Origin of the sequence: Wolbachia endosymbiont of Bemisia tabaci, assembly GCF_003999585.1 — a bacterium.
GTDB lineage: Bacteria > Pseudomonadota > Alphaproteobacteria > Rickettsiales > Anaplasmataceae > Wolbachia.
Window position 1 is genome coordinate 1,255,591 of the sequence record NZ_CP016430.1, and the last position, 17,657, is coordinate 1,273,247.

The 17,657-nt window shown below is 35.2% G+C and carries 10 protein-coding genes, 1 tRNA gene and 2 pseudogenes; 6 read left to right on the top strand and 7 right to left on the bottom strand.

The genetic code is table 11. From position 1 onward, the window contains the following. Positions 1-3: 3 nt before the first annotated feature. Together BBB02_RS05915 and gatC are read left to right on the top strand one after the other, a co-directional pair. A complete protein-coding gene (locus BBB02_RS05915; RefSeq protein WP_127464259.1) occupies positions 4-924 on the top strand; it encodes a ribose-phosphate diphosphokinase in 921 nt (306 codons plus the stop codon). Continuing rightward, complete coding sequence (gene gatC / locus BBB02_RS05920) at positions 914-1,267, top strand: Asp-tRNA(Asn)/Glu-tRNA(Gln) amidotransferase subunit GatC (RefSeq protein ID WP_127464260.1); 354 nt, start codon at positions 914-916, stop codon at positions 1,265-1,267. Before BBB02_RS05915 ends, gatC begins: the two co-directional genes overlap by 11 nt. Before the next feature lie 38 nt (positions 1,268-1,305). On the opposite strand, the gene BBB02_RS05925 is transcribed toward gatC, so the two are convergent. The 6 genes from BBB02_RS05925 to BBB02_RS05955 all read right to left on the bottom strand — a co-directional run bounded on the left by BBB02_RS05925 (position 1,306) and on the right by BBB02_RS05955 (position 10,021). After that, entirely contained in the window at positions 1,306-2,562 is a 1,257-nt protein-coding gene (locus BBB02_RS05925; protein ID WP_127464321.1) for a Tol-Pal system protein TolB, read from the bottom strand. A gap of 461 nt (positions 2,563-3,023) precedes the next feature. Then, positions 3,024-4,658, bottom strand: coding sequence for a ribonuclease J (locus BBB02_RS05935; protein WP_127464262.1), 1,635 nt, complete (start codon positions 4,656-4,658; stop codon positions 3,024-3,026). Between the two features lie 169 nt (positions 4,659-4,827). Continuing rightward, entirely contained in the window at positions 4,828-5,946 is a 1,119-nt protein-coding gene (gene dnaJ / locus BBB02_RS05940) for a molecular chaperone DnaJ (RefSeq protein ID WP_127464263.1), read from the bottom strand. 82 nt (positions 5,947-6,028) lie between these two features. After that, positions 6,029-6,106 (bottom strand) — tRNA-Arg (locus BBB02_RS05945). A 262-nt stretch (positions 6,107-6,368) separates the two neighbouring features. Then, positions 6,369-6,881, bottom strand: coding sequence for a hypothetical protein (locus tag BBB02_RS05950; protein ID WP_127464264.1), 513 nt, complete (start codon positions 6,879-6,881; stop codon positions 6,369-6,371). 77 nt (positions 6,882-6,958) lie between these two features. Beyond that, positions 6,959-10,021, bottom strand: coding sequence for a phosphoribosylformylglycinamidine synthase subunit PurL (locus BBB02_RS05955; protein WP_127464265.1), 3,063 nt, complete (start codon positions 10,019-10,021; stop codon positions 6,959-6,961). 108 nt (positions 10,022-10,129) lie between these two features. Between BBB02_RS05955 and BBB02_RS06810 the strand changes: the two are divergent. The 3 genes and pseudogenes from BBB02_RS06810 (at position 10,130) to fumC (ending at position 16,244) form a co-directional block, all read left to right on the top strand. Beyond that, a pseudogene (locus BBB02_RS06810) lies at positions 10,130-13,043 on the top strand (PD-(D/E)XK nuclease family protein). Positions 13,044-13,256: 213 nt separating this feature from the next. Next, entirely contained in the window at positions 13,257-14,663 is a 1,407-nt protein-coding gene (locus BBB02_RS05970) for an ankyrin repeat domain-containing protein (protein ID WP_127464266.1), read from the top strand. A gap of 192 nt (positions 14,664-14,855) precedes the next feature. Next, positions 14,856-16,244, top strand: coding sequence for a class II fumarate hydratase (gene fumC / locus BBB02_RS05975; RefSeq protein WP_127464267.1), 1,389 nt, complete (start codon positions 14,856-14,858; stop codon positions 16,242-16,244). 24 nt (positions 16,245-16,268) lie between these two features. Here the strand turns inward: fumC and BBB02_RS05980 are convergent, their stop codons facing one another. Further along, complete coding sequence (locus BBB02_RS05980) at positions 16,269-16,688, bottom strand: hypothetical protein (RefSeq protein ID WP_245970116.1); 420 nt, start codon at positions 16,686-16,688, stop codon at positions 16,269-16,271. On the opposite strand from BBB02_RS05980, the pseudogene BBB02_RS06875 reads away from it, so the two are divergent. After that, positions 16,682-17,584 (top strand): annotated as a pseudogene (locus BBB02_RS06875) (IS110 family transposase); the annotation flags it as partial. The gene BBB02_RS05980 and the pseudogene BBB02_RS06875 sit on opposite strands and share 7 nt — an antisense overlap. Between the last annotated feature and the right edge of the window lie 73 nt (positions 17,585-17,657).

Below are 17,657 nucleotides of genomic sequence, written 5' to 3' on the forward strand. Positions count from 1 at the left end.
TATATGAAGGTAATAATAGGTAGCGCTAGTAAACAATTAGGAGATTCAATAGCAAGTGGGCTAAATGCTCAGCTATTCCCCAATCAGGTGTCAAGATTTGCCGATGGTGAGGTAAATGTAGAAGTAGCAAATGATCTACGTAATCAAGAAGTATATATAGTACAATCTCTTTCTTCCCCTGTAAATGATAACCTTATGGAGCTTCTGCTTACAATTGATGCAGCAAAGAGATCTGGAGCCAAGAGAATAACAGCTATTATTCCTTATTACGGATACAGTAGGCAGGATAGGGTTATTAAAAACAATAATATGCAATCTGCTTTAAGTGCTAAATTAACTACAAATCTTATTCAAACAGCTGGTGCAAACAGTGTTGCTGCTATTGATTTGCATTCAAGTCAAATTGAAGGTTTTTTTGATATACCAGTTACTAATTTGAGCTGTTTTGAAGTATTTGTTGACTCTATATACAAGGAGGATTTGGCAATAGTTGCGCCTGATGTTGGAGCAATTGGCAGGGCTCGTGCTTTTGCAAAGATTTTAGAGGAAAAACACAAGTTGGATAATGATATTGTTGTAGTAGATAAATATAGAGAAAAAGCAGGTACATCTGAGGTAATGAATGTAATCGGAGAAGTTGCAAACAAAAATTGCGTCATTGTTGATGATATAGTTGACTCTGGCGGAACATTATGTAATGCAGCTCTTGCTTTAAAAAACCGAGGAGCAAAGTCTGTAGTTTCGTGCATTACACATGGAATACTTTCAGGAAATGCAGTTGAGAAAATCTCTTCCTCTTCTCTGGATAAATTAGTAATTACGGACACCGTATTTCACAAATTTGAAAAAAATGATAAGATAGAGGTTGTTTCAATTGCAAATATTTTAATTTGCTTTATGCAAGGAGGTAAAAGTGCCAGCTAGATCAACAGAAGATGTTATCACTTCGTTAATAGAATTTGCAAATAAGAGAAAAATAACAATTACTAAGGAAGAAATGCTTAAAACTGCACAGCTTGTGAGGATTAAGTTATCCGATGATGAGATTCAATACTACTCAAAAGAATTGACAATGCTGGATTGGATACATGATACTTTGTTGAAAGTTAATACTGAAGGTGTTTCTCCTATGCGTTATGGAACTATAGATAAGGATGCCCATGTACGCGATGATGTTGTAAATTCTCAAAACATTAAAGAAGAAATATTATCCAATACAAAATCGGAGTATGGGTATTTCGTAGTACCAAAGGTTATAAACGATTAAGATAAAGCAAGATTTATACCGATTTTATAGATCTACTTTCAAAAATAAGACCAATCTGGTAAAGAAGCATTCGTTGGAGTAAAAACCATTTTTTGATTTTTCTTTACTAAATCTACTAAATATAATTTAGAGTTGCTTGGTGATTCTGCGTTAGTAAAGATAATTTCTCTGCCATTTGGTAGCCATGCCGGAGATTCAATTTTATGTCCCTCTGAAAGCAAGCGCTCTTCTTTGCCATCTGGCTTCATAACTCCTATGTAAAATTTTCCTGACTGAATTTTTGTAAAAGCTATCAGATTTCCTTTTGGCGACCAAACAGGTGTAGCATATCTTCCATTTCCAAAACTAATTCTCTTGGGTTTTTTGCTTTTTTTAGTGAAATCTATGATATATAGTTGCTGACTTCCACTTATATCAGAACTAAAAACCATGTACTTTTGATCTGGAGACAAAGAGGGAGAAGTACTTATAGCTGAACCTTTAGTAATTTTTTTTGTTCGTTTACTGCTTAAGTCTAGAGATAATATATTTGTTTCACCACTCAATGAGTGGGAAATAAAAAGAGATTTACCATCAGGAGAAAATCTTGGTGCAGAAATAACTCCTTCAAATGCGCTGATTATTGATTCAGTGTTATCTTTTAAATTTTTTAATATTATATAACTTTTACCATTTGTGTATGAGATATAAACAATACCCTTTCCATTTGGTGAAAATCTTGGTGTTGACACAAATTTCTCACCATTTGTTAAGTACTTTATATTACTTCCATCTTGATTCATCACAGCAATTTTACGGACGGATTTGTAATTGCTATCTTTTTCTTCAGCGATATATGTAATTTTTGTATTGAAATGCCCTTTCTCACCAATCAATCTATCATGTATCACATCTGAAATAAGATGACTAATTTTCCTCCAGTCTTTTGCTAAAAAAACAACCGACTGAGTAAGTAATTCTCTGTTTGTAAAGCTGTCAGATAAACGAAAAGATAGCTCTAAATTTCTGTTTAATACTTCACTTAAACTTACTGTGACTACAGTATCGCTTTTCCAAGACTCAACTTTCGTGTTACGTTTCACATTAAATAAGCCACAATTAGATAGATTTGTTTCAATTACTTTTGTGATGCTTTCACTTAGCTCACTTTCCACTTCTGTCTTGCATGCACATTTAGATACAACAAGATCAATATTACCAATATTGCTTTTTTTTATATCAACATATAAAACAGCTTTTGTGGAATAAGGAATAAATAACGAAATAAATAACACCAGTTGAACGAATAGCTTCATTAGATCTCTTGCATTACCTCCTGTCATCTCAGCAAATAGCTTACTTTTGAAGTTAAACTGCATGACAGTAGAGTAAATCAATTTCTGCAGTACTTGACACTGGAATCCAGAAATTTGACTGCAAGTAAGTGCACTGAGGTGGCAAGCATAAAAGTAGCTGTTTTATTCTAAAATAAACGTCTTTGACAAGGTTGCATGAAAAACTGGATTCCAGTGCTCTGACACTGGGATGACAACACTCTAATGGTGGAGATTGCTCTAAAACTACAATGTTCATACAATTGTATGCCTGGGCGTTGAGATGGCACCCTTCTGGTAGATTCAAATCACAATGTTTGTATAGTTGTGTGATCTGACACTGATTTTTTTTTACGGATTCCAGTATTGCATGCTGAAATAACATCAAAGAATACATTGTTAACTTCTTACTCAAATAATGGTTAATAAAAAGAGGTATATTTCTATACCTGTTCTATTTGGACTTCAATTATAGGTCTTTTTAGTAAATATTCTTTTAAGGTACTAAATATTGAACTTTCAATCTTATTTCTTATTTTTTTTATTGGTTGTGGACTAAATGCTGACTCAACCTTCTCTATGATCTTTTGCATAATGGCTGCATCTTCTTGCGCTTCGAAAACACCAGGTGCAAATACTTTTGGCTTAGCGAGCAATTTGTTTTTCTTATTCACAATTGCTGTTACTACAATAACCCCAGCATCTCTCATTCTCTCACGCATCTTTATAACGCTGCATTCTGGATGGCGTAGCAACGTACCATCAATACCAAAGTAGTCAACATCAATTGAACTAACTTTTTCTCCATTCTCCAAATTAACAATATCACCTGGTGCAATCATTATTGCTTTTTTCACACCGCACTCTTTAGCGAACTTTACATGTGCATCCGTATGAATATACTCACCATGAACTGGAATAGCTACCTTAGGTTTTATCAAAGAATACATTTCTCTTAGCTCTGCTTTTACTGGATGTCCGGAAGCATGAACATTCTCTGTTTTTTCAGTAATAACTTCCACTCCCACCTCAATAAAGGCATTGAGCATGTTATGTGCACGAGTTTCATTGCCAGGAATGATTTTTGATGAAAAGATCATGGTATCACCTTGCTGCATTTTAAATGCTTGATGACTCTTATTAGCAAGCCTTGAGGTTGCTGCCAGTGGCTCACCTTGACAACCTGTGCAAAGTAGCACCAGCTTTTCCCTTGGAAGATTTACTGCCTCCTTTGCTTCTAGAAACTCAGGAGAATCAGTTAAATAACCACTATCCTGAGCAACTTTCACTATTCTCCATAAAGATCTGCCAAGTAAAACCACTTTTCTATTTAGTGCTTGTGCAGCTTTAGCGATAGTCTCAATTCGCGCCACATTTGAGGCAAATAGCGATACAGCAATCAATTTTTTAGACCGCTTTATTATATTGTAAATATTATCATAAATTTCACTTTCTGATTCAGGGTCGTGTTTGCTCAGTATGTTTGTTGAATCACAAATTGCTGCAAGTAGATCACCTTTATCGCCAATTTCTTTTAAACGCTCTATATTAGAAATTAATCCAACAACAGGTTTTGGGTCAAATTTCCAGTCTCCGGTATGGAGTGTACTACCCATTTCAGTGCTAATTAATATTGAATTTGCTTCAGGAATTGAATGAGTTACATTTATAAACTCAACGGTAAAAGGACCCAAATTTATGCTGCCATTTATGTCCACCTCTTTCAAAGGCACTATACCTTCCAATCGAAATTCTTTCAATTTTTCTTTGAGAAAGTTAACCGTAAACTTTGTTGTATATATGGGACATTCTAACTCTTCCCACAGATGAGGCACTGCACCACAGTGATCTTCATGTGCATGTGTAATTATTATTCCAAGCAAATCTTTTTTTCTTTGAGCAATAAAATCTACATCAGCAATGAGTAGCTCAACACCTGGCATAGTTTCATCTGCAAAACCGATACCAAGGTCGATCATAATCCACTTGCCTTGATAATGATATAGGCTAACGTTCATCCCAATTCTTCCTACTCCTCCAAGAGGAAGAAATAAAAACTCATTTTTGTTTATGTTCATTAATTTTAAATTATTAAAATGCGAGGATAGCAAAACTTCGACCTTAAATAAAGGAATTTATCACTTTTGCATAACTTAAAAAAATCTTTTCACTAAAAGAGAAGGCTTTCAAATTGGTAAAAAGAATTAAGTGTAGACAGCTACCTCTTTATATCATTTAGCAAATTTCTCATTTTTTTTTTACTTTTCCAAAGAATCCTTCAGATTTCTGCTCTACACTTTCATGTTCCCCTTCCTCAAGCGCTTTTAATAGCTCAATCTGCTTTTGGGTTAAATTCTTTGGATTTAAAGTCTCAACTATTACCTGTACGTATAAATCACCACGAGCATGTGAGTTCATATATGGCATACCCTTTTCCCTACAACGTAGTTTGGTACCAGTTTGAGTGCCTTCAGGGACCTTTACTTTTATTTTAGCTCCATCAATTGATTGAATATCGATTTCACCACCAAGTACTGCTAGTGTCATTCTTATAGGCACTTTACAGTGTAAATCTGCTCTATTGCGAGTGAAGATCTGATGAGTAGCTATTTTCACACATACGTATAAATCTCCGCTTTTTCCACCTCTTGCTCCAGCTTCTCCTTTACCACTGACCCTTACCTTAGCTCCTTCTTCTATGCCTTTTGGAATTGAAACGGAGATATTTACTTCATCTCTTTTACGTCCACTTCCACCGCATTTCTTACATTTATTTTGTATTATTTCTCCTTCCCCATAGCATGTAGTACACGTTCTTTCAATGGTAAAAAAGCCCTGTTGAGTTCTAATTCTACCGCTTCCCTGGCATGTGTTGCACTGAACTGGTTTGATTGCTCCTTCGCTACCTGTGCCTTGGCATGTATTACATTTTATATTTGTCACATAATGTATAGGTGCTTGTATTCCTTTAAATGCATCTTCCAAGGTAATTTTAAGGTCGTAGCGCAGATCTGCTCCAGATACTCCTATTGTACTTCTTTTTGTTCTTGACTTACTTGTACTGCCGCCGAATCCTCCACCAAAAAAATCGTTAAATATATCGCTAAAATCCCCTCCAGCTTGGCTGAAATCAAATCCACCGGAAGCACCATCGTGACCATAACGATCATAACCTGCTCTTTTTTCAGAGTCAGATAGAACTTCATATGCAGCTGTTACTTCTTTAAATTTTTCCTCTGCTTCCTTATTACCAGGATTTCTGTCAGGATGATATTTTAATGCTAGTTTTTTATATGCTTTTTTTATCTCGTCAGTACTAGCATTTCTGCTCACTTCTAGCAGGTCATAGTAGTCTTTTTTGTTCATATATAATAGCTCAGTATTTTACCTTTAAAGATAGGTATTACATATATGAATTTCAAGTATGACCTCTGTTTACTATAAAATATGGTGCACCCTGAGCGACTTGAACGCCCGACCTTTTGATCCGTAGTCAAATGCTCTAATCCAACTGAGCTAAGGGTGCTTGCACAAAGCTGACTTTAACAGATTTTATAGCTTATTTCAATTGGTTTAGCTAAAAATAAAACTCTTATCATGTATGAAACCTGTAAGAAATTGTACTAGCTCTCTTAAAGGATAACTTAAGTTAACAGTTTCCAATTACTTTGATTTTAGAACCGCTATCCGAATAAGAGCTTTTCACATTATACTGCCAAGCTGCTAACAAATAGCGGAATGACGGTTATAGTTAAATCTAAACTATTTTGGCTATATCAGAAGACGGGTTATGCAGAAACCTTAAAATACTTCTTGCTTGCCAAGGAGAATAAATACATTCCTACAAACAAGCAGATGCTCAATATCGATGCATAGGAAAACTTGAAAATTAAATCTTTAATATATATTGATAAGCATTTACCTGCAGAAATTTTGTATAGTAGTCCAACACAAATAATCGTACTATCAATGACCGATGCTATAATTAAAGTGATGAAATTTGCCATATGAAAATTCAATTTGGACTTTAATTCTTCAAAAACAACTATGCTTGAGAGAAGAGAGATTAAAATTGCAGTATATAGAACCGGTATCATAAAACTAAAATTTTGCAATTTAAAAAGACAGCATATCACTGTACACACTATTAAGCTGTAAGTAGCTTTGCTTCTACCATAAAACTCAACCATTGAGTTTACAACTAAAGTAGCTCCCACAAATAAGGCAGCAAATATCATTAATTTATTTGAAGTGTTAAGTAAAGAAAGACTGATAAGCAAGAGTATTGATAAAATGGACATAATCACCTACCCAAATTTAATAATATGCATTTATTTTAATCAGACATTACACATAATGAAAAATTTGTCTAGCGTAATCAAAAGTTATTTAAACTAGTACCTAAGTCTTTCAAATCTATTCTTATAATATCCTTTATATTGAGAGCTTTCTCCTCTGTCACTTTTCCAATACATGAAAGAACTATACCTTTAAACAATTCTTCAAACTTCCGCTGATTTTGCGGGGCAATGGTTACTAATATTCTACTTTGCGATTCAGAAAACATTATTATCTTGTTTATTATGTCTGTATTTTGTGTTTTTCCTATTGGTACTAGTGAAAGATCAATTTCAGCACCAAGGTCTCCTGCAATTAGCGATTTTGCCAAAGCAATAATTAAGCCGCCTAAGTTTGGTGCAATTGCAGAGACAATTATGCCATCTTTTATTGCTTGGTTGTAACGTTCATACAACTTCCTAGCGCTCTTTGCATTAACTTTTGGCACGTTGTTATTATCTATTCCACTATATAACTGATATTCAGATCTACCAAGCTCATCGTGGGTTGTACCAAGCACATATATCAAGTCCCCTGGCATTTTCACATCAAGCGATACCGCATTTTCAATATTTTCTATAATTCCAATTGCTGAGATGAGTAATGAAGGTGGCGCAGAGATTATCACTTTCTCGCCATTTTCATCATATCCCTTGTTGAAGTCGTTAAACATACTATCTTTTCCGGATATGAATGGCGTTTTAAATGCAGTTGCAAAGTTGTAACAAGCCTCTGCAGCTCTCTTTAGTTGCCACAATCTTTCTGGATTATAAGCATCACACCAGCAAAAATTATCGAGCAACGCTAGATGATTTATATTTCCTCCTGCAGCTACGTAGTTGCGTATGGCAGTGTCAATCGCACATGCTGCCATGTGATAAGTGTCAATTTCTCCATAACTTGAGCCAAATCCCTGCGATTTTACAACACCTTTGTTTGAAGAAAGGACTGGCCTCGAGACAACAGCTTCGCTGCACACTCTTCCCTTGCCTTGCAGTGGTTTCAGTATTGACGATCCTTGAACCTCATGGTCATATTGCACCACTATAAACTCTTTGCTGCGTATGTTTGGTCTGCTTAGCATTTCTTTTAGTTCAAAGGTGTCATGCAAGTAGCTGAGACTGGAATCCATTTCACGCTCAGCTCCACCATCGTATGGGTTTTGGCGTAAAATGTTTGCAGGCTTTACCTGCTGGATCCCAGTGTCAAGCACTGGGATGACAGGAAAGGACACATCAGACTCCTTAGACCACGGTTTCGTCTGTAAATGCACTTTGGGATTACCGTCATGCAGAAATTCAGTTTCGATGTCCATTATTACTTCTCCTGGGGGACATTTAACAACGGCTTTGCCACTTTTGTTGAATTCTCCAATTACACAGACCTCCACATCATGTGTTTTCATGATTTGCTTAAACGCAGGAAGATTTTCTTCTGGCACTGCTAAGGTCATTCTCTCTTGTGATTCTGATATCCATGTTTCCCACGGAGCCATACCATCGTTTTTAAGGAGAACCTTGCTCAAATCAACTTCAAATCCGTCTTTTCCCATTTCACCAATGGACGATGATAGACCTCCTGCTCCATTATCCGTTATTGCATTATAAAGACCAAGATCTCTTGCTTCTAAGACGGCGTTGGATAATTTTTTTTGTGTTATAGGGTCACCAATTTGCACAATTGTTGAAGGACTGTTTCCCGACAATGCCTCTGAAGAAAAAGTTGCACCGTGAATTCCGTCCCTTCCAACTCTTCCACCAATAATTAAGATTTTATCACCGTTTTTGGGTTCTTTTATGTGTGAAGGTGCATTATTTATATTCCGTGGAATAATTCCGATGCTTCCAACAAAAACTAATGGCTTTCCACAGAATCTATCGTCAAAGTATACTGATCCAAGTTGCGTTGGAATACCGGAGCAATTACCAGCAACATTAACACCGTGAATCACTTCTTTCATTATATATTTTGGTGGTAAGATTTTATCAGTACGCTCTTTATCTCTATAAAGTTTGCCTTTTGATTCTTTGGCAAAGCAAAAGTAATAAGTATTCATGATAGGTTCTGCACCTTTGCCAAAACCGACTATATCTCGGTTAACTCCAAGCACTCCAGTCATTGCTCCACCGAACGGATCGAGAGCTGAAGGACTATTGTGAGTTTCAACTTTATCTACAATCAAGTAATCGTCATCAAAAATTATTCCTCCTGCGTTGTCGGAGAAAACTGACACGCATATGTTAGAATTTATCTCACGCGTTGCACGCTTAATATAATGAGCATATAGACCGTCTTTTATTTCATCAATAGGGGAGCAAAAAATATTGTGTTTACAATGTTCAGACCAAGTCTGTGCCAGAGACTCAAGTTCAATATCATATGGATTTCTACCGAGTTTTTTAAAGTAATCCTTTATAGCTTTCATTGCTGCCAGCGAGAGCCCTAAAGTGCCATTACCATCGATTCCATCTCTGCTGATTTTTTCAAGCTCTTGGTCACTTACATTGAGTTTGACAGATTTTGCTCCATTATTACCTGGTGTCATCCCAGTGCTTGACACTGGAATCCATTCTTTTTTTTCCTGGTCACGCGCTGTAATGACACCAAGTGGGGTATTTTGTTTACTGTAATACTTCCAATGGCAATTGCCGTTTTCTTTATAGAAAAGTGTGCAATATTCAGTAATAGGATTGAATTCCTGTTTTATGTCATCTTCGGTTGGAAAACCTCCTTGACTTAGAATCAATTTTGAACTTCTTGCCTTGATAGAAACACTTTCATCAATGTGGCGTTTGCTCATTAGATATTCTCTAACAATTTGTTTTGCCGTGTTTCCTACGTTATCGGTCATGCCAGGTAAAAAGCTTATCTCCAAGCCCCACTTTGCTTGTGATTCTATGAAGTTATATTGAACTTCTTCAAGGTTTTCATTGTAGGAATAATAACGGCAGTCTTGTATGGCTTTATTATAAAATAGCCCACAAATTTCTTCATGTAATTTTGATGGTAATTCTTTGCTTATGTAAATCAAGTAAACATTAACTACCCTTCTGCGGCTAACTTGTTCACATTTATTAAAAACTTCTATTCTGATGTTTGCCATGTAATATTGTGAAAGACTTTAATATATCATAGCATAAGAAACTGCGAGCACATTTATATTTTAAATAATTTCTATACAATAAAAGTGTTGTATTAATTGTTACTGTTAGTGGGAAGAGTTTTTACTGTTAATGTGAATGAGTCCCTTTTTGATGTGCTGGTTCAGCACATATTTTCTGAATATGAAAGAGAAAAAATTCCCGAGATAAAGATCATACTTCCCTGCAAGAGGGATGTGATAGCATTGCTGAGTGCATTCAAGAATTACAGAACTATAATTTTGCCAGAGATAGTTTCACTAGAAAACATTGATGAAGAAGATTTAATATTAAATCTTGATAGAGTTAAAGTTATTAACCCGACAAAGAGAACGCTGCTACTCATTCAATTTATATTGGAGTGGAATAAAAAACACAATGATAATTTTCCAATCGATCTAGTTTACAGTTTGCCGTCATTACTTCAATATATCCAAATAGCGGATTGTTATCAGCTTGATGAGCATTCGAAGAAAATAGAGAATTTCATAAACTTACTTGTCAAAACTTGGGATAACACTTTAAAAGATTTGGGAGTAGTAGATATACTAGAACATAAAAGTGACTACATAAACAATATGATAGCCTTTCTGCAGAAAGATCAACATATAATCTTTGTTGGAATTGGCAAGGGTGAAATCTACAAGTTATTGATTAAAGCTATATATGACCTACCACTTGGAAAGATAATTTTACCTAACCTGAATCTGAGAATTAAAGAAAAAGACTGGAAGTCACTTGATAAAAAACACTATCAATATTGTCTGAAAGATTTATTAGATTATTTAAATGTAGATAGAAAGAATGTTATCTGCTTGAATACTGTGGATAACGAAATTATTGATTACATCTTTGATGCAACTGCTGATCTAAGCGAAGTTAGTGGCGAATCAATTGAAAATATTGAAGTTATCACTTGTGATTCTAAAGAGGAAGAAGCACAAGTGATATCATTAATTATAGAGAATGAAGGTTATGAAAACGTTTCTTTGGTTGTCTTTGATAAATTGCTTGCAATTCGCATGGCGTGTTCCATGTCGGAAAACTATTCTTATATAATGCTTCTGCTTTATAGTATCGAAGTTTTAACCTCAAATTGGAACAGTGTGGTACTGCTTTCACTCTTAAAGCATAGGCTAGTGACTTTTGGTTACGCTCAAGAAGAGTACACTCGTATTTTATCTGAGTTTGAGATAGAAGTATTGCGTAGCTTTGATATAAATGGTCTTAAGGATATTATCAACGCTATTAGTACTTGTAAAAAGCTAAGCTCAAAATGGAACAGTGTGGTACTGCTTTCTCTTCTTAAAGCATAGGCTAGTGACTTTTGGTTACGCTCAAGAAGAGTACACTCGTATTTTATCTGAGTTTGAGATAGAAGTATTGCGTAGCTTTGATATAAATGGTCTTAAGGATATTATCAACGCTATTAGTACTTGTAAAAAGCTAAGATATAAAGAAGATATATTAATTATTATCAGTAGATTAGAAACTATATTTAATTTTTTACTTAATCTTATAAATTATTCTATTTCTGATATAGCAGCAGCTCATTTACAGTGTGTTAATGTGCTTTCTAATGTGAATTTTCTAGAGCTAAATGGTGAAATAGGTAATTTTACTCGTGATTTCTTAAATGCATGTGACGGTATAGCAATTGAGTGTTCCTTAGAGTTATATAGTCAAATCCTGATATTATTTTTAAAAAGGAAGTTTTTTTCTCCAGAAAATAACTTTGATAAATTTACCTTATATCAAAATAAAGTTGTAATACTTGCTGGATTTAATGATATACCAAATTTTCAGAATCCGTTTTTGAGTACACTGAATAGAGAAAAATTTAACCTTCCTTCTGTGCAAGAAGAGCAAGGGTACTTTTTGTATACTTTGCGCAATTTATTTGGTGACGGCAAGGTTTATATTACGAGGCTATTGAGTGATAGAAAATCAATTCTATTGCGCCGTTTGGAAGTTCTGTTACAAGAACCAAAATATCCTTATCGCAATTGGCTAAGAATATTAAATACACCTGAGTGCATTGTTCCATGTACTCAGCCTATGCCAAAACCTAAAGCCAAAGTCAGAGAAGAAAAAATGCAAGTGATGTCTTGCAGTGCGGTAGAAAAACTGATTCGTAACCCTTATTCATTTTATGTTGAATACATACTGAACCTTAGACAGTTGAAAGACTTAAATTTTAAGCCATCGATATTGGAGTTTGGCACTATGGTACACAATATTCTTGCAAGATATTTACGCAACGAAAAGTCGCTGATGAGTATTGCACGAGAAATATTCTCGTCTAATCGATTCCACTTTTCAAATATGTGGTGGGTAAGGTTGCAGAGGATAATTCAATCTTTTGTTGAGTTTGATAGGACTAGAAACAATCAAGTTGAGTTGGAGAAGAGCTTTTCCTATCCGATATTTCATATTCCAGCGCGTGACACACAACTGCGCGGATGCTGTACAACTTCCACTAAGAATAAGGGTGTCATCCCAGTGCTTGACTACTTGGATCCAGAAAATTTGATTGCAAATAAACACACCAGACAATTGTGTAATAAGAGCTGGTCAGATACTCGAATGACAGAAGAAATTTTATTGACAGCAAGATGTGATAGAGTTGAGTATCTACCAGGTGGGCAAGTAGCAATTATAGACTATAAACTTGGTTCACCACCTTCCAATGAGGAAGTTATGTCAGGATTTTTCCCGCAATTAATTTTACAAGCTTTAGCCATGGAATACACAACAAAAAAAGAAGTCTCGGAACTTGCTTATTGGAAACTTGATTATGATAAAATAAAGGTTATTGCTTTGAAAGATTATAGACAAAAAATGCATGAGTTTCAGAATATTCTACCAGATTTCTTATCTAATTATTTAAGAGATACTACTCCCTTTATTGCCTCTCCTTATTTTGATAAATTCCTGAGATTTAACAGCTACAAACAACTAGAAAGGATAGGGGAGTGGTTATAAATTATATCTCCTCTCATCCAGATCAAAATAGCTGGTTGTACAGCTGGTTTACTAAGTGCAGTAGGAGAATTACTAGATTGTGATATAGACTCATCTTTGCTAGATTCAAACAACCATAAAAAAACACTAAAAAGTGATTCAATCAATTTTAGCCATTAAAACTTGAATAGTGGCTAAAATAGCTTTAAATTGTATATTTTTTAGGAGGGGTATATGCCATCACAAAAACAGCTAAATGCGCAGCTAATTGATGCTGCTAAAAAAGGACAGCTAGATTTTGTTCAGCAAGCTATACAGGGTGGAGCAATTATTAATACAATAGATGATGATTATGGGAGAACTGCTTTAATATGGGCTGCTGACAATGGTCAACTAAAGATAGTACAATACTTGATAGAAGAGGGAGCAAATGTTAATGCAGAATATTCGGGAAACATAACTGCTCTAATTCATGCTGCTGCCAATGGTCATCTTGAGGTCATACAACTTCTAATAGCAAATGGAGCTAATTTAAATGTGAAACGTAAAGGTCAATTCCCTGCCCTAACATTTGCTATTATAAATGGCCATACGGAGGCAGCAAAGCTTCTAACTAGGTGTCACTTAATAGCTAATCTTGATATGTCAATGCCTCGCTTGCCTCATCCTACTCAGATACCAGAATTATCATCTTATTGGTATGACTGTAAGGATGAGCTCAATAAAATGAAGGAAGAAGATAGTGAATTATATAATTTTCTTGTAAGTAAGAGCATTGATGAACAGGTAAGAATTTGGACAGAAAGTGAGACAATACAAAATATTCTACAAGATATATTGACTATAGAATATCCAATCCATGCTGAAGGTTTAACAAATAAAATAGAATCAGTGATATTTTTTCTTAACAACAGGGAAATAATCAATTCTTTATCGCGGTATTATGAGGTAGGAATTAAAACAATTGATCAGGTAAAAAGCTTACTTGATCGTTTCATAAGAGAGTATGTGGAACTTGAGGTAGAAATTGTTCCAGCACAATTAAACTTTAATACTCAAGAGTTACAACCCCCTACACTAAAAACATTATCATTTGCACAAATGATTAACAATCATGCAGGATTATTTTCAGCTGCTAAAAGTGGTCAATTAGAAACAGTAAGATACCTGATAGAAAAACAGAAAGAGGATATTAATGCAACAGATAACTATGGAAGAACTGCTCTAATGTGGGCTGCTGGAAGTGGCTATTTAGAGGTAGTAAGGTACCTGATAGAAACAGCAAAAGCAAATGTTAATGTGAAAGATAACTATGAGGACACTGCTCTGAATTATGCTACTAGAAACGGGCATTTAGATGTAAAAGAATATCTGAAAAGTCATATACAAAAAGAGCTACGGAAGAAATACGTCTGCATTGGCGTGAGTGGTGCAATAGGTTATGTTGCCGGTATGACAATATCATGTTCTGCGGGAGCAGTGATTGCAGTTTGTGCAGCATCAGCGACCGTTAGTCTAGCGTTAGGTGCAATGTTGGGTTATGTGATTGTAGAAGTAAAAAAAGAGAAAGCAAATGCAGATATAGCTTCTGCGCTTAAAAATGTTTTCACTACTCAAGTTCTAAGTGGAATAGCCTTGTAGAGAATGAAAGTAGGTTTATTACTTAAGGTTGAAGGGTTATCTTAATAACAATAAAAAAGTAATAGGAAGCAAAAGATATGGCTTGAAAATTTTCTACGGTCTGGACTAAAAATGTCTCAACTTGACACTGAAATACAATTTGATTTAACTAATCATATATGTAGGTAATGTCAAGCACTAGAATGAGGAAATATGGATAAAAAAGTTAGAATAGAATCAGATAGCTTAGGAGAAGTAAAAGTACCAAGTGAACGTTACTGGGGAGCTCAGACTCAGCGTTCTTTGGAAAATTTCAAAATTGGTACAGAGAAAATGCCAGAGGCCCTGATTAAAGCGCTAGCAATAGTAAAACTTGCAGCAGCACGTGTTAACATGAAACAGGGTAGCATAGATAATAGAGTAGGGGATGCAATCTGCACAGCGGCACAGGAGGTAGTAGACGGTAAATTTAATAATCAATTTCCGCTTGTTGTTTGGCAAACCGGGTCTGGGACGCAGACCAATATGAATGTGAATGAAGTGATCAGCAATCGTGCAATAGAAATTTTGGGCGGTGATTTAGGTAGTAAATCTCCAGTGCATCCAAATGATCATGTAAACTGTGGTCAGTCATCAAATGACACTTTTCCAACAGCAATGCATATAGCAGTAGCAGAACAAATAGACCGCTTGCTTATTCCCACTCTTGAAGAATTATATAAAGCGCTAAATAATAAGGTTCATGAATTTAAAGATATAATAAAAGTAGGGCGTACTCATCTGCAAGATGCAACTCCTCTAACACTTGGACAGGAATTTTCTAGCTATGCAGTTCAGATTAAAAAGGGAATAGAGAGAGTAAAGTCAACTCTAAGCAATGTATATGAACTTGCACAAGGTGGCACCGCGGTTGGCACGGGAATCAATACTAAAAAGGGTTTTGCTGAGGATTTTGCTAAAGAAGTGGCAAAAATCACTAATTTTCCATTTATTTCAGCAAAAAATAAGTTCGAAGCATTAGCAGCAAATGATGCTTTAGTTGAGCTCAGTGGAGCACTCAATACAGTAGCAGTAAGCTTGATGAAAATTGCAAATGATATAAGGCTACTTGGTTCTGGTCCAAGATGCGGAATTGGAGAAATAATGTTACCAGAAAATGAGCCTGGCTCTTCAATCATGCCGGGTAAGGTGAATCCAACTCAATGCGAAGCAGTGACTATGGTATGTGCTCAAGTTATGGGAAATCATGTTGCCGTGACAATTGGTGGCTCAAATGGTCATTTTGAATTGAACGTGTTTAAGCCGGTGATAATTTACAATGTTTTACAGTCTATAAGACTTTTAGCTGATGCAAGTTTAAATTTTGCAGAGAAATGCGTAGTTAATATTAAAGCAAACGAAGAAAGAATAAAGGATTTACTAAATCAGTCGTTAATGCTAGTTACTATATTAAATACGCATATAGGATATGACAATGCAGCAAAAATAGCGAAGCTTGCTTATAAAGAAAATATCACCCTAAAAGAAGCAGTAGCAAAACTTCAACTGCTCACTGAGGAGGAGTTTGAAAGGATAGTGAAACCAGAGGAGATGGTAGGTTAAACTACCACCTTTTTTTGTCCCTAGTTAATTGTGGTAATATGTATGGAACTTTGCTGGTTGCTCTACATATACCTCTTCTAAATCACTTAGAGCGTGGTCATTGTGATTAAAGCCATATCTCTTAACCATCTCATCTAGCGTAACAGAGCTTAGAGAGAAACTGAACTCTGGCAATGGATTCACATTTGAGGATTGCAGACTAGTTACTCCATTTATCAAATAGTTATAATACTCTGGGGATAATTGCTCACCTTCTAGGCTATCTGATATATGCTCATTCGACGTTAAACTACTACTAACTGTCGAATTTTCTGTTACAGTATTGCAGAATTGATTATCGAATTCAGCAAAACCCAGAAATGGAATTACTGTTTGGCTACATGATTGATTCTCTTTGTCAGAAGAAAGTTCTAGTCTAGTATCAAATGTATGTTCAACATCCACTTGGACATCATAAAGTATTTGAAAATAACGTTCAAGCTATTGATCAAATGCTCGACTTTTTGCGTTTACATAACGTAACCAAAGTTGGACTTGAAGCAACTGGTGGGTACGAAAAATTATGTGCTTATACTTTATTAAGCCATGGTTTTGAAGTATATGTCATTCAACCAAGATGGGTGAGAGATTATGCAAAAAGCCTTGGTATTGCTACTAAAACTGATAAAATAGACTGTAGCATCATCTCACGTTATGTTAGTAATACAGACATGCGTGTCACTCCTTTAAAAGTTAGTAGTATTGACTGTTTGAAGCAAAAATTATCTCGCAGGAATCAACTAGTAGAAATAGCAAAAATACAAAAAACCCAAGCTCATCAAGTAACCGATTTATCTATAATCAAACAAATGGAAGAGCTACTTGCAGTTTTACAAAATCAAATTCAAGTCTTAGAAGATGAGGTAATGGAATTAGTCGAATAAAAATCAAGAGCTTAAAAAAAAGTACATGTCAATAACTAGTATACCTGGTGTAGGTGCAATAACAGCTATTACTTTTTTTGTTATCTACCCGAGCTTGGAACTCTCCAACATAAAGAAATATCCAGCCTTTCCGGAGTTGCACCTTTTAATCGAGATAGTGGTTTTAGTAAGGGAAAAAGGTGTATTCAGGGTGGTAGATCACAAATTAGAAAGGTTTTACATATGTGCATTCTTAGTGCGCAAAGGTACAATTCTTATATAAAAATCTTCTTTGATAGGCTATACAATCAATATAAAAAACCATATAAAGTTGCTTCTACTGCTGCAATGAGAAAATTACTTATCCTTGCTAACTCTTTAGTAAGAGACGGTAGACTGTTTACTGAGGAGTATAGCCCTAAAACTGTTTCTATATAGTAATAGCATAGCTGTGAATAAGTACGCCCACACAAATTTTAAGTACTTATTCACAGCTACATCAATTTTTCTA

Excerpts from the sequence above, each read along its gene's own strand:
- BBB02_RS05915 (WP_127464259.1), top strand. The coding sequence starts at position 4 with ATGAAGGTAATAATAGGTAGCGCTAGTAAACAATTAGGAGATTCAATA.
- BBB02_RS05925 (WP_127464321.1), bottom strand. The coding sequence starts at position 2,562 with ATGAAGCTATTCGTTCAACTGGTGTTATTTATTTCGTTATTTATTCCT.
- BBB02_RS05935 (WP_127464262.1), bottom strand. The coding sequence starts at position 4,658 with ATGAACATAAACAAAAATGAGTTTTTATTTCTTCCTCTTGGAGGAGTA.
- dnaJ (WP_127464263.1), bottom strand. The coding sequence starts at position 5,946 with ATGAACAAAAAAGACTACTATGACCTGCTAGAAGTGAGCAGAAATGCT.
- BBB02_RS05950 (WP_127464264.1), bottom strand. The coding sequence starts at position 6,881 with ATGTCCATTTTATCAATACTCTTGCTTATCAGTCTTTCTTTACTTAAC.
- BBB02_RS05955 (WP_127464265.1), bottom strand. The coding sequence starts at position 10,021 with ATGGCAAACATCAGAATAGAAGTTTTTAATAAATGTGAACAAGTTAGC.
- BBB02_RS05970 (WP_127464266.1), top strand. The coding sequence starts at position 13,257 with ATGCCATCACAAAAACAGCTAAATGCGCAGCTAATTGATGCTGCTAAA.
- fumC (WP_127464267.1), top strand. The coding sequence starts at position 14,856 with ATGGATAAAAAAGTTAGAATAGAATCAGATAGCTTAGGAGAAGTAAAA.